At 73.1% G+C, this 12,441-nt stretch carries 12 protein-coding genes; 1 reads left to right on the plus strand and 11 read right to left on the minus strand.

Features of this window, described 5'->3' with window-relative positions:
- Positions 1 to 9: 9 nt before the first annotated feature.
- The 11 genes from C2142_RS07175 to C2142_RS07225 all read right to left on the minus strand — a co-directional run bounded on the left by C2142_RS07175 (position 10) and on the right by C2142_RS07225 (position 11,096).
- On the minus strand, positions 10 to 720 hold the full coding sequence (locus C2142_RS07175) for a spermidine synthase (protein WP_148641606.1): 711 nt from the start codon (positions 718 to 720) through the stop codon (positions 10 to 12).
- Between the two features lie 70 nt (positions 721 to 790).
- Positions 791 to 1,843, minus strand: coding sequence for a putative sulfate exporter family transporter (locus tag C2142_RS07180; RefSeq protein WP_148641607.1), 1,053 nt, complete (start codon positions 1,841 to 1,843; stop codon positions 791 to 793).
- Positions 1,844 to 1,850: 7 nt separating this feature from the next.
- Positions 1,851 to 2,417 carry a cysteine dioxygenase family protein gene (locus C2142_RS07185; protein ID WP_148641608.1) on the minus strand — a complete coding sequence of 189 codons (567 nt, stop codon included), beginning with the start codon at positions 2,415 to 2,417 and terminating at the stop codon, positions 1,851 to 1,853.
- A 111-nt stretch (positions 2,418 to 2,528) separates the two neighbouring features.
- Positions 2,529 to 3,443, minus strand: a complete 915-nt coding sequence (locus tag C2142_RS07190; RefSeq protein WP_148641609.1) for a LysR family transcriptional regulator — start codon at positions 3,441 to 3,443, stop codon at positions 2,529 to 2,531.
- Between the two features lie 179 nt (positions 3,444 to 3,622).
- Positions 3,623 to 4,492 (minus strand): amino acid ABC transporter permease, encoded by an 870-nt coding sequence (locus C2142_RS07195; protein WP_174315597.1) that lies wholly within the window; start codon positions 4,490 to 4,492, stop codon positions 3,623 to 3,625.
- Complete coding sequence (locus C2142_RS07200) at positions 4,489 to 5,133, minus strand: amino acid ABC transporter permease (RefSeq protein ID WP_148641610.1); 645 nt, start codon at positions 5,131 to 5,133, stop codon at positions 4,489 to 4,491. Before C2142_RS07200 ends, C2142_RS07195 begins: the two co-directional genes overlap by 4 nt.
- A 10-nt stretch (positions 5,134 to 5,143) precedes the next feature.
- Positions 5,144 to 6,061, minus strand: a complete 918-nt coding sequence (locus tag C2142_RS07205) for a glutamate ABC transporter substrate-binding protein (RefSeq protein ID WP_148641611.1) — start codon at positions 6,059 to 6,061, stop codon at positions 5,144 to 5,146.
- Between the two features lie 25 nt (positions 6,062 to 6,086).
- The gene (locus C2142_RS07210) at positions 6,087 to 6,815 is read right to left on the minus strand and encodes an amino acid ABC transporter ATP-binding protein (protein WP_148642251.1); all 729 of its coding nucleotides are present in this window, start codon (positions 6,813 to 6,815) and stop codon (positions 6,087 to 6,089) included.
- 47 nt (positions 6,816 to 6,862) lie between these two features.
- Positions 6,863 to 7,108 carry a lipopolysaccharide assembly protein LapA domain-containing protein gene (locus C2142_RS07215; protein WP_148641612.1) on the minus strand — a complete coding sequence of 82 codons (246 nt, stop codon included), beginning with the start codon at positions 7,106 to 7,108 and terminating at the stop codon, positions 6,863 to 6,865.
- A 246-nt stretch (positions 7,109 to 7,354) separates the two neighbouring features.
- On the minus strand, positions 7,355 to 9,127 hold the full coding sequence (locus C2142_RS07220; protein ID WP_148641613.1) for an ABC transporter ATP-binding protein: 1,773 nt from the start codon (positions 9,125 to 9,127) through the stop codon (positions 7,355 to 7,357).
- Positions 9,128 to 9,323: 196 nt separating this feature from the next.
- On the minus strand, positions 9,324 to 11,096 hold the full coding sequence (locus C2142_RS07225; protein WP_148641614.1) for an ABC transporter ATP-binding protein: 1,773 nt from the start codon (positions 11,094 to 11,096) through the stop codon (positions 9,324 to 9,326).
- Positions 11,097 to 11,444: 348 nt separating this feature from the next.
- Here C2142_RS07225 and C2142_RS07230 point away from each other — a divergent pair, with 348 nt between their 5' ends.
- Positions 11,445 to 12,308, plus strand: a complete 864-nt coding sequence (locus C2142_RS07230) for an aldo/keto reductase (protein WP_148642252.1) — start codon at positions 11,445 to 11,447, stop codon at positions 12,306 to 12,308.
- Positions 12,309 to 12,441: the final 133 nt, after the last annotated feature.

Below are 12,441 nucleotides of genomic sequence, written 5' to 3' on the forward strand. Positions count from 1 at the left end.
CGCGTGCGCTCAGTCGGCGCGGCGGGCCAGGTGCACCACGTCCGGCACGCCCCGGGCGACCGGGATCTCGTGCGTGACCACGTCCGAGAAGCCCGCCGCGCGCAGCGCCTCCTCGAAGTCCGGGGAGGGCTGCGCGCTCCAGACCGCCAGCACGCCGCCCGGCTGCAGCCGGTGCCGCAGCACCGCCAGCCCGTCCGCCCCGTACAGCCCGGCGTTGGAGTCGGTGACCGTCCAGTCCGGGCCGTTGTCGATGTCGAGGCAGAGCGCGTGGTAGCGCTCGCCGTCCGCCCCCGCCAGGTACTCCAGCAGGTCGGTGTGGAGCACCGCCACCCGGTCGTCGTCCAGCGCGCCGGCCGAGAACGCCGCCAGCGGGCCGGTCCGGTGCCAGTCGATGATCGCGTTCTCGCGCTCGACGATCGCGATCCGCCCCCAGCGCCGCTCGGCCACCGCGTACGCCAGCGAGAAGCCGACGCCGAGTCCGCCGATCAGCACCGACGGCCGCTCGGCCGCGTCGCCCGTCCGGTCCAGCTCGTCCAGCGCCGCCTGGATCAGCAGCCGCTCCGAGCGCCCGTCCGCGGTGTCCATCAGGAAGCAGCCGTTCGCGATGATCTCGAAGTGCCGTCCGCGCTGCCGCAGAACCACCTCGCCGAAGGGGCCCTCCCGCCGGTCGAGCGTGACGACGGCGTCGTGGCCGTCCCGTTCGGGCAGTGCGGTGGACATCCGGTTTCCTCTGCGTACTCGGCTGCACGGACTACCCGCTCGACAATAGCGGAGGCCCGCTCGGGACCGGTCACGTCGTGAGCAGCACTCCCGCGTAGCTGACCCCGGCCACCATCACCCAGGAGCCAAGGCCGAGCAGCGCGATCCGCCCGCCGGTGCGCAGCAGGGTGGGCAGGTGCACGGCGCTGCCGAGGCCGAACAGGGCCGCCGCCAGCAGCAGCTCCTGCGCGTCCCCGGCCAGGGTGAGCGCCCGGTCGGGCAGCACGCCGACGGAGCGCAGCGCGATCATCACCAGGAAGCCGGCCACGAAGAGCGGGACGATCGGCGGCCGCTTGCCGGCCGGGGCCTGGCCGTCCGCCTCGCCCCGGCGGGCCCGCCGCACCGCGACGGCGACCCCGGCCACCAGCGGCGCCAGCAGCACCACCCGCATCAGCTTGACCAGTACCGCCTCGCGCAGCGCGCCCGGCCCGCCGGTCTGCGCGGTGGCGACCACCTGTCCGACGTCGTGCACGCTGGCGCCGACCCAGCGCCCGAACTCGGCCTCGCCGAGCCCGAGCGGTTGCTGGAGCAACGGCAGGACGGCGATCGCCAGGGTGCCGCAGAGCGTGACGAGGGCGACGGACGCGGCGACGTCCTCCTCCTCGCTGCCGGCGGCTTGGCTGACCGCGCCGATCGCCGAGGCCCCGCAGATCGAGTACCCGGTGGCGACGAGCAGCGGCTGGTCGCCGGGCAGGCCGAGCCGGCGCCCGAGCCACCAGGTGCCGGTGAAGGTGGCCGCGACCACGGCGAGCACCATGGCGACGGTGGCCCAGCCGAGCCCGAGCACGTCGTCCAGGCTGAGCTTGAGGCCGAGCAGCACGATGCCGAGCCGCATCAGCCGCCGCCCGGCGGTGGAGAGGCCGGGCCGGGCGACGCCGCGGACCACGGGCCGCAGCCCGGGCAGGTGGGCGGCCGCGATGCCGAGCACGACGGCGGCGGTGAGCTTGGGCACGGCGGGGACGGCCTGGTGGACGGCGAGCGCGGCGGCCACGCCGAGGGCCGCAAGCAGCAGGCCGGGGGTGTCCCCGCCGAGCGGGGGCAGCAGGCGGGTGCGGACGCGCCGCTCCCGGATGGTCAGTGCCATGGCGTGCTCACTGCTGGTCGTCGGCGGGCAGCCGGTAGACCCGCCGGATGCTGGTGCCCAGCCGGGAGACGTCGGCGCCGTACACGTGGATCGAGATGGCGGTGGAGCTACAGGCGTTGCGGACCAGGTGGATGTCGCCGGGAGGGGCGAAGGCGGCGACGGTGCCGGCCGGCCCGACCACGTGCTCGGTCTCGACCAGGTGGGCGGTGCGCCCGTCGGAGACCAGCCGGTACCGGGTCTCGCTCTCCTGTCCGCGGTGGACGCCGGCCACGCACCAGGAGACGTGGTCGTGGATCGGGGTCTGCTGGCCGGGCAGCCAGACCAGCGCGACGACGGAGAAGCTGCCGTCGCTCTCGGCGTGCAGGACGTGCTGGCGGTAGCGGTCCGGGTCGCCCTCGCGCTGGGCGTCGGTGAGCAGGCCCTCGTCGCCCAGATGCGGGGCGAGGCGTTCGCCGACCAGGTAGGCGGTGAGTTCGGGCGGCAGACCGCGGTCCACGACCGCGCGGATCTCGCCGACCAGGGCGGTCATGCGCTCGGTGAGCCGGTCGCTGCCGACCGTGGCGGAGGGTGTCATGCCAGCAGGTTCGACCCAGGCGACCTATCACGTCCAACGAGGGTTCTTTCGCAATACCCCAAACAAGGCTTATGAATCGCCCTCCGGCACCGACCCGGCCGGCTGCGGCTCTCAGCAGCCGACGCGCGCCGCGGCCGCCGACCGCAGGTGGTCCAGCACCAGCGCGGTGGCCGGGATGCGGCGGTGCTCGCGCAGCACGTACGCGCAGACCTGCCGGCGCAGGTGCGGTTCGACGGCTCGCCCGGTGACCTTGCGGTGGCACATGAAGGAGAGCACCAGCGCGGGCATCAGCGCGATCCCGACCCCGGCGGCGACGAGGCTCTGCACGGCGAGGTTGTCGTCGGTCGAGAACACGATGTCGGGCGCGAAGCCCTCCTCCGCGCAGACGTGCAGCAGGTTGGCCCGGCAGCGCGGGCAGCCGGCGATCCAGCGCTCGCCGTCCAGATCGGCCAGCCGGACGGCGTGCCGGCGGCCCAGCGGGTGGCCGACCGGCAGCAGCACGGTGAGCAGGTCCTCCATCAGCGGGATCTCGTCCAGCCCGTCCGGCACCTCGGTGGCGGCGCCCGGGTAGCGGAAGGCCAGGGCGATGTCGCACTCGCCGCGCAGCAGGCGCTGGACGGAGTCCGGCGGCTCGGCCTCCAGCAGTTCGACCCGGACACCGGGGTGCTCGGCGAGCAGCCGGGCCGTCGCCTCGGGTATCAGGGTGGCGTTGGCGCTCGGGAAGGCGCAGACCCGGACCCGCCCGGCGCGCAGGCGGGCGAGCGCGGCGAGCTGCTGCTGGGCGGCGGAGAGACTGCCGAGGATCAGCTCGGCGTGCCGGGAGAGCGCCTCGCCGGCCTCGGTGAGCCGCAGCCCGCGCCCGGCCCGGGTGAACAGCGGCACCCCGACGGACCGCTCCAGCGCCTTCATCTGCTGGGTGATGGCGGGCTGGGTGTAGCCGAGTTCGCGGGCGGCCGCCGAGTAGGAGCCGGCCCGGACCACCTCGTGGAAGGTCCTGATGTGCCGTGAGTCGAATACCGGCTCCACTGCCCCTCCGCCCGCCCGTGCCCGTTCTGTCGGGCGCAATCATAAGCAGACTTTGGAGAGCACTCACCTAACCCCGTCCGCACCTATGGTTTACGGACGAACCTCTGGCCCCGCCACTCCTCCCGCCCCGCCACTTCTCCGACCCCCGCCACTCCTCCGGCCCTCGGACACCCGGACCGCTACGGCTGGGCGGACGGCGGCAGCCCCATCGACACCTCGGCCTTCGCCACCGGCGCCCCGCCCCGCATGCTCGGGCTGCGCCGGCTGCGGCCCTCGACCCAGCGGGCCAGCCAGGAGAGCAGCAGGCACATCCCGATGTAGACCGGCGCGATCACCATCACCACCGGGATGAACGGCAGGTCGTAGTCCAGGTTGGTCGCGATCAGCTTGCCGGCGTGCAGGAACTCCTCGTAGGTGATCAGGAAACCCAGCGAGGTGTCCTTGAGCGCCACCACCAGCTGGCTGATGATGGCCGGCAGCATCGCGCGGTTGGCCTGCGGCACCAGGACGTACGCCATCACCTGGGTCTTGCGCATGCCCAGCGCGTACGCCGCCTCGCGCTGCCCGGTCGGCACCGCCAGCACGCCGGCCCGGAAGACCTCGGCCAGCACGGAGCCGTTGTACAGCACCAGGCCTGCCACCAGTGCCCAGAGCGGCTCCACCTGGAGCGCGACGAAGATGAAGAAGATCATCACCAGCACCGGCATGGCCCGGAAGAACTCCACCACCAGCGTCGAGAGCCCGCGCACCGCCCGGTGGTCGGAGAGCCGCCCGGCCGCGAACAGCGCGCCGAACGGCAGCGCGAACAGCACCGTCCAGCCGAAGGCCTTGAGCGTGTTGGCGAGCCCGCGCAGCAGCAGCTCCTGGACGCCCTGGTACTGGAAGGCCGTCCACTTCCCGTAGGTGAACTGCTCGGTGTGGAAGAGCATGTAGACGATCCAGCCGACCAGCGCGGCGATCGCCGCCAGCGCGATCATCCCGTAGAGCCGGTGCCGGGCGAGCGCCCTGGGGCCGGGGATGTCGTAGAGCGCGGAGGATTCCACCGTCACCGGGCCACCGCCACTCGTCGTTCCAGCAGGTTGAAGACGGCGCTGATGGACAGCGTGATGACCAGGTAGCCGACGGCGATCCAGACGAAGGTCCAGACGATGCCGTAGCCCAGCTCGTTGATGGTCCGGTAGGTGCCGAGCAGCTCGGTCACGCTGAACGAGCCGGCGATCGCGGTGTTCTTGGCCAGCGCGATCATCACGCTGCCGATCGGCGCGACCACCGACCGGTACGCCTGCGGAAGCACCACCAGGCCCATCGTCTGGCCGAAGGTCATCCCCAGGCTGCGGGCCGCCTCGCCCTGGCCGGTGGGCACGGTGTTGACGCCCGACCGCATCGCCTCGCAGACGAACGCCGAGGTGTAGCAGCCGAGGGCGAGAACGGCGAAGGTGAAGAAGGGGAGGGTGATGTCGAACCGCGGCAGGCCCAGCACCACGATGAAGAACAGCAGCGTCAGCGGGGTGTTGCGCAGCAGGGTCACCCACGTGGTGCCGAAGACCCGGAGCGGCTTCACCGGTGAAACCCGGAAGCTCGCGATCAGCACCCCGAGCACCAGCGCCAGCACGGCGCTCACCACGAAGAGCGAGAGGGTGCCGAGGAACCCGTGCCAGTAGATCGACCAGTTGTCGGTCAGCGTTTTCACAGCGGCCCTCTCAGTACCGGTCGATCGGCGGCGGGGTGGGGGCGGGCACCCCGGAGAGGCCGAGGGTCGCGTCGTAGGCCTTCCTCCAGTCGCCGTTCTCCTCGTGGTGCGCCAGGGCGTCGTTCAGTGCGCCGCGCAGCACCGTGTCGTTCTTCGGCGTCCCGATCCCGTACGGCTCCTGGGAGAACAGCGGCCCGACCACCTTCATCTCGTCCGGCACCTTGGCCGCGTAGCCCATCAGGATCGTGTTGTCCGTGGTGACGGCGTCCACCTGGGCCGTGATCAGGTTGTCCACGCAGGCCGAGTAGGTGTCGTAGGCGATCAGCCTGGCCTTCGGGTACTGCTTCTGGATCCGCTGGTAGGGCGTCGAGCCGGCCGCCGAACAGACCTTCCTGCCGGCGAGGTCCTCCGGACCGTGGATCGCGTTGTCGTTCCTGCGCACCAGCAGCGACTGGCCGGCGAGGAAGTACGGGCCCGCGAAGCCGACCAGCTTCTTCCGGTTGTCGTTGATGGTGTACGTGCCGACGTAGTAGTCCACCTGACCGTTCTGCAGCGCGGTCTCGCGGTTGGCGGAGGCGATCGTCCTGAACTCGATCTTCTCCGGGGGGAAGCCGAGGTCGGCGGCGACCATCTTGGCGATCTCGATGTCGAAGCCCGAGTACTCCCCGGTGGCCGGGTTCTTCTGGCCCAGGTAGGGCTGGTCCTCCTTGGCGCCGACCACCAGATGGCCCCGGCCGCGGGCTTCGTCCAGGGTGGGCGAGCCCGTGATGCCGGCGCCGCTCTGCACCTGGTAACTGGGCAGCGCACTGGGCTGCGGACCCTTCGGCGGCGGGGTGCCCTCCTTGCCACAGCCGGCGAGCAGCGCCGTCAGGACCGCGAGGGCCACGATCTTCTTCACGACACCGCCCCCTTCACGACGCCTCCTCATGGCACGGCCCTCTCATGACACGGCCTCAGTGCTTCAGGATCTTGGACAGGAAGTCCCGGGCGCGCTCGCTCTCGGGGGCGCCGAAGAACGCCTCGGGGGCGCGGTCCTCGACGATCCGCCCGTCCGCCATGAAGACGACCCGGTTGGCCGAGGCCCGGGCGAACCCCATCTCGTGGGTGACCACCACCATGGTCATGCCCTCGTGCGCGAGCCGGCGCATGACGTCCAGCACCTCGTTGATCATCTCGGGGTCGAGCGCCGAGGTCGGCTCGTCGAAGAGCAGCGCCTTCGGCTCCATGGCGAGCGCGCGGGCGATCGCCACCCGCTGCTGCTGGCCGCCGGAGAGCTGGGCCGGGTACTTGCCGGCGTGCGCGACCAGCCCGACCCGCTCCAGCAGCGCCAGGGACTTCGCGTCGGCCTGCGCCCTCGGGCGCCCGCGGACCTTGATCTGGGCCAGCGAGACGTTCTGCAGCACGGTCTTGTGCGCGAAGAGGTTGAAGGACTGGAAGACCATCCCGACGTCGGCGCGAAGCCTGGCCAGCCCCTTGCCCTCCTCGGGCAGCGGCCGGCCGTCGATGAGGATGCTGCCCGCCTCGATCGGCTCCAGGCGGTTGATCGCCCGGCAGAGGGTGGACTTGCCCGACCCGGACGGCCCGATCACCACCACGACCTCGCCGCGCCCGACCGTCAGCTCGATGTCCTGCAGCACGTGCAGGTCCCCGAAGTGCTTGTTGACGCCGCGGAGCTCGATCAGGGGCGCGAAGGCGGAGCCGGGTTCCCCGGAAGCGGGCGCGGCAGCGGTCACCGACTGCGCCGGCCCTTCATCAGCCAGCCCAGTGCGGCGCCGGCGAGCAGCGTGGCGAGCAGGGCGATCCACAGCGGCGCGGTGACGGTGAAGACCCAGAACTGGATCTGCACCCTGTCGAGGTTGGCGAAGAGGAACCACACGGCGAGGACGACGATGACGCCGATCCCGATGTACCGGGTGGGGATGCCACCGATCTCGTTGCGCTTGGATCCGGACGAGCCGTCTGAAATCTTGGTCACACGCGCAGTCTGCGGCGGGATCAGATGATTTGTCCGGTTACGCGCCAGGCGGGTAACCCGCACGGGGCAACCCTGCCCCGTACGGGTTTCACACCCGGTCCCGAGTGCCCGGCCGAGCACCGGCCCGGCCAATTGCCTCGTAGGGCCGAGTACCGGGCACGGCCAAGGCCCGGGCAGCGCCAAGTGCCGGGCACGGCCGATGACCGGCTCGGCCGAGCACCAGGCCCGGCCGAGCACCGGGGACGGCTACCGCTCGTCGCGCCAGGAACGCCAGAGCGCCGCGTACGGGCCGCCGGCCGCCACCAGCTCCGGGTGGCTGCCGTACTCGCTGATCCGCCCGCCCTCGACCACCGCGATCACGTCCGCGTCGTGCGCGGTGTGCAGCCGGTGGGCGATGGCGATGACCGTCCGCCCCTCCAACACCCGGGAGAGCGAGCGCTCCAGGTGCCGGGCGGCCCGCGGATCCAGCAGGGAGGTGGCCTCGTCCAGCACCAGGGTGTGCGGGTCGGCCAGCACCAGCCGGGCCAGCGCCAGCTGCTGTGCCTGCGGCGGGGTGAGCGCGGCACCGCCCGAACCGACCTCGGTGTCCAAACCTTCCGCCAGCGCGTCCACCCACTCCCCGGCGTCGACCGCGTCCAATGCGGCGCGCAGCTCGGTGTCGTCGGCGTCCGGCGCGGCCAGCCGCAGGTTGTCCCGCAGGGTGCCGACGAAGACGTGGTGCTCCTGGTTGACCAGCGCGACCTGGGCCCGGACCCGCTCGGCCGGCATCCGTGCCAGCGGCGCCCCGCCGAGCGTCACGCTGCCCCGGCCGGGTGCGTAGATCCCGGCCAGCAGCCGGCCCAGGGTGGACTTCCCCGCGCCGGACGGCCCGACCAGGGCCACCCGGCTGCCCGGGGCGACGTCCAGACTGATGCCGTGCAGCACGTCGGCGCCCTCGCGGTAGCCGAACCGGACGTCCTTCGCCTCGACCCTGCGGCCGTCCGGCCGGGCGTCCTCGTCGCTCTCGTGCTCCGGCACCTCGCGGACCCCGACCAGCCGGGCCAGCGAGGCCTGTCCGATCTGCAGCTCGTCGTACCAGCGCAGGATCAGGTCGACCGGGTTGATGAGCGCCTGCGCGTAGAGCACCCCGGTGGTCAGCTGGCCGACGGTGATCCAGCCCCGCAGCGTGAACAGACCGCCGAGCACCAGGGTGCCGAGCACCGCCAGGGTGTAGACCGCGTCGATGGTCGGGAACCAGACCGAGCGAAGCCAGAGGGTGTACCGCTCCCAGGCGAGCCACTCGCCGAGCTTGCGGTCGGTCAGCCGGACCCGCTCGTCGCCGAGCCGCAGCGCCTCGACCGTCCGCCCGGCGTCGACCGTCTCGGCGAGCACGGTGTTCACCGCGGCGTAGCCGGCCGACTCGTTCCGGTAGGACTGCGGGGCGCGCCGGAAGTACCAGCGCGAGGTGGCCAGCAGCAGCGGGAGGCCGATCAGCGAGGTGAGGGCGAGCAGCGGCGAGGTGACCACCAGCGCCCCCAGCACCAGCAGCAGCGAGACCACGGCGACGGCCAGCTCGGGCACCGCCTCGCGGACCGACTTGTCCAGCCGGTCGATGTCGGTGGTGCCGCGGGAGACCAGGTCCCCCGTGCCGGCGCGCTCCAGGACCCCGGTCGGCAGGGTCACCGAGCGCACCAGGAAGTCCTCCCGGAGGTCCGCCAGGACCCGCTCGCCGAGGATGCTGCCGCGCAACCGCGACCACCAGGTGAAGGCCGACTGCACGACCAGCGCCAGCAGGTACCAGCCGACCGCGACCGCGATGGTGGACTCGGCCGTACCGGTGGCCAGCGACTCGACCAGGGTGCCGAGCACCCACGGCCCGACCAGCCCCGCGACGGTGGCCACCGAGTGCAGCGCCACCACCGAGGAGAACCCTGCCCGGTGCCGGCGGGCGAGCAGCCCCAGGTAGGCGCGGACGGCGGTCGGGGAGCCGACCGGAAGGGTGGTGGCCGGCCCCTGTTCCCGTTGGACGGGGGGCTTCATGCGGTGCTCCTCGGATGGTCTGGTTGCCGGCGGTGCGGGTGCGGGTTCCGGCGGTGCGGGTGCGGGTGGTGCGGGTTCCGACGGTGCGGGTGGTGCGGGTGGTGCGCCTGCCGCCCGGCCGCAGCGTTCCTCCGCGGTGTCGCCCGGTTCGGGGCACGGCCGTTCGGCTGCCGGTCCGGGTACGGGGTCGGGCCGTTCACACGCCCTCCCCGACCGGGGCCGACTCCTCGTCGCGGGTGACCACGGCGCGGTAGGCGGGCTCGGTGTGCATCAGTTCCCGGTGCCGGCCGGCCGCGGCGGCCCGGCCGTCCTGGAGCAGCACCACCCGGTCCGCCTGGTCGAGCAGCAGCGGGCTGGTCGCGAACACCACGGTGGTACGCCCCTCCCTGTTCTTGCGGAGCCCGGCCGCGATCCGCGACTCGGTGTGCGCGTCGACCGCGCTGGTGGGCTCGTCCAGGACGAGCACCGGCGGGTCGGCCAGCAGCGAGCGGGCCAGCGCCAGCCGCTGGCGCTGTCCGCCGGAGAGCGAGCGGCCGCGCTCGGTGATCCCGGCCCGCATCGGATCACCTCCGCAGTCGGGCGAGCCGTCCACCAGGGCGTCCAGCACGTCCTCCGCGCGGGCGGCGGCCAGCGCCTCGGCGGGCGTGACCCGCCCAGAGGCGGGGACGTCGAGCAGGGCGGCCAGGGTGCCGGAGAGCAGCACCGGCTCCTTGTCGTGGACCAACACCGCCGCCCGCGCCTCGGCCAACGGGACGGCGTCCAGTTCGGTGCCGCCGAGCCGGGCCGACGGCCGCGGCTGCTCGCCGTCGGCCAGCGGGACGTGCCCGCCGAGCCGCTCGGCCAGCTCCCCGGCGAAGTCCGGGTCACCGCACACCACCGCGGTCAGCTCGCCGGCCCGGACGGTCAGCCCGGAGGCCGGGTCGTACAGGTCGGACTGCGCGGGCCTGGTCAGCTCCGCGTCGGGCGTGCCGGTGGTCCGGCTGAGCGAGAGCACCCGGACGGCCCGCCCGGCGGAGACCCGGGCGACGCTCCAGGCGTGCGCGGCCTCGCCGAGGATGCGCAGCGGCGCCGCCAGGAACGCGGTGGCGCCGTAGACGGCGATCAGCGCGCCGATGCCGATCCGCCCGGCAGCGGCCAGGTGGGCGCCATACCACGTGACGCCGACCACGAACAGGCCTGGCAGCAGCACCTGTTGGGCCTGCATCAGCGACCAGATCCGGGCCGAGCGGACGGCGGCGGAACGGACCTTCTGGGAGGCCACCCGGTAGCGGGCGAGGAACAGCTCCTCACCCCCGATGCCGCGCAGCACCCGGAGCCCGGCGACGGTGTCGGCGGCCAGCTCGGTGGCCTTGCCGCCCAGCGCCCGCTGCTCGGTGTAGCGCCGCTCGAACGGGCCGAGCAGCGGCCAGACCGCGGCGGCCAGCACCGGGACGCCGAGCAGCACGACGAGGCCGAGCACCGGCTCGGCGATCAGCACCGCGGTGCTGACGGCCAGCCAGACGATCACCGCGCCGCGGACCCGGGCGACCAGCTCGACGTACCAGCCGATCTTCTCGACGTCGCCGCTGCCGACCGCGACGATCTCGCCGGTGGCGATCCGCCGGGAGAGCCCGGTGCCGAGGTGCGAGGCCTGGCGGGCCACCAGCTGGCGGACCTGGGTCGCGGCGTGGATCCAGTTCCACACCGCCTGCCGGTGCAGCAGGACGGCGCCGAGCGCGGCGACGGCGGAGAGGGCGAGCGCGGCGGCGCCGGCCCGCCAGACGCCGGCGGCATCACCGTCGACGGCGGCCTGGACGCCCAGGCCGAGCGGCACCGGCAGGGCCGCCTGGCAGCCCATCTCCAGCAGTGCCCAGCAGGTGGCGAGCACCTGGCCGCGCCGCTGGCTGCGCTGGAGCCAGCGCAGGAAGGCGAGGGGGGAGGAGAGGTCTGGGCCGCCGGGATCGGCCAGCGGCAGGGTCTTGAGCGGCATGACGCTCCGTTGCGGGTGGGACGGGCGGGTGGCACAGAAGGCGCGGGTCGCGCGCCGATCGGAAGAGCGGGGATGCGGCCGGCATGGTCACGGCCGGGGCTGTTCAGGAGGTCATGGCAGCGAGCCTGCCAACCCGAATGTGACCTACGCAACAGGTTTTCGGCGCCGCGCGCCCCCGCTCACGCCCCTCCCAATCCAGCCGGGGCGCCCGGCCGGACCCCGCGACAGGCCACTGCGTGCGCCGGTACACCGCGCCGGAAAATTCTTTTCCGCTCCGGGAACAAACCCGGCCGCCCCGCCGGTTGCCCCTGTGGAAGCAGATGGACGACCAGGAGGGCACCCCGTCCCGTGAGCAGCATCCCCACCGTCACCCTCAACAACGGCTCGCAGATCCCGCAGCTCGGCTTCGGCGTCTGGCAGGTCCCGGACGCGGAGGCCACCGCGGCCGTCCGCAACGCCATCGGGGCGGGCTACCGCTCGATCGACACCGCGGCCATCTACGAGAACGAGGCCGGCACCGGCCAGGCCGTCGCCGAGGCCCTCGCCGGCGGAGTGGCCCGCGAGGACCTCTACATCACCACGAAGCTGTGGAACTCGGGCACCCGTGACTGGTCCGGCGACCAGGGCCGCGACGCCGTGCTGCGCGAGTTCGACGCCTCGCTCGCCAAGCTCGGCCTCGACTACGTGGACCTCTACCTGATCCACTGGCCGCGCCCGATGCACGGCAGCTACCTCAACGTCTGGAAGGCCTTCGAGCAGCTGCTCGCCGACGGCCGGGTGAAGTCGGTCGGCGTCTCCAACTTCGGCACCCAGCAGCTGACCCGCCTGCTCGACGAGGCCTCGGTCAAGCCGGTGCTGAACCAGGTCGAGCTGCACCCCTACTTCCCGCAGGACGAGCTGCGCGCCTTCCACGCCGAGCACGACATCGCCACCGAGGCCTGGAGCCCGCTGGGCCAGGGCAAGGAGCTGCTCTCCGAGCCGGCCCTGGCGAAGATCGCCGAGAAGCACGGCCGCACCGTCGCCCAGGTGGTGCTCCGCTGGCACCTGCAGAGCGGCATCATCGCGATCCCGAAGTCGGTCACCCCGTCGCGGATCAAGGAGAACCTGGACGTCACCGGCTTCGAGCTGGACGCGGCCGACCTCGCCGCGATCGCGGGCATCGCCACCGGCAAGCGGATCGGTCCGGACCCGCAGGAGTTCGACTGGAACTGACGCGTCCCGGCCCGGGTGTGCCCGGCGACCCCGCCGGGCACACCCGGGCCGGAACCGGGGCCGGCTCGTCGTCCGGGCGCGAAGCGGCCGTCATACCCGGCATGCCCCTCACGCGCGGCACGCCCCTCACACC

Source organism: Streptomyces sp. CB01881, assembly GCF_002953255.1.
Lineage (GTDB): Bacteria > Actinomycetota > Actinomycetes > Streptomycetales > Streptomycetaceae > Kitasatospora.

What these genes read in the sequence shown, in the direction of transcription:
- C2142_RS07180 (WP_148641607.1), bottom strand. Translation starts at nt 1,843, where the DNA reads ATGGCACTGACCATCCGGGAGCGGCGCGTCCGCACCCGCCTGCTGCCC.
- C2142_RS07205 (WP_148641611.1), bottom strand. Translation starts at nt 6,061, where the DNA reads ATGAGGAGGCGTCGTGAAGGGGGCGGTGTCGTGAAGAAGATCGTGGCC.
- C2142_RS07185 (WP_148641608.1), bottom strand. Translation starts at nt 2,417, where the DNA reads ATGACACCCTCCGCCACGGTCGGCAGCGACCGGCTCACCGAGCGCATG.
- C2142_RS07220 (WP_148641613.1), bottom strand. Translation starts at nt 9,127, where the DNA reads ATGAAGCCCCCCGTCCAACGGGAACAGGGGCCGGCCACCACCCTTCCG.
- C2142_RS07175 (WP_148641606.1), bottom strand. Translation starts at nt 720, where the DNA reads ATGTCCACCGCACTGCCCGAACGGGACGGCCACGACGCCGTCGTCACG.
- C2142_RS07225 (WP_148641614.1), bottom strand. Translation starts at nt 11,096, where the DNA reads ATGCCGCTCAAGACCCTGCCGCTGGCCGATCCCGGCGGCCCAGACCTC.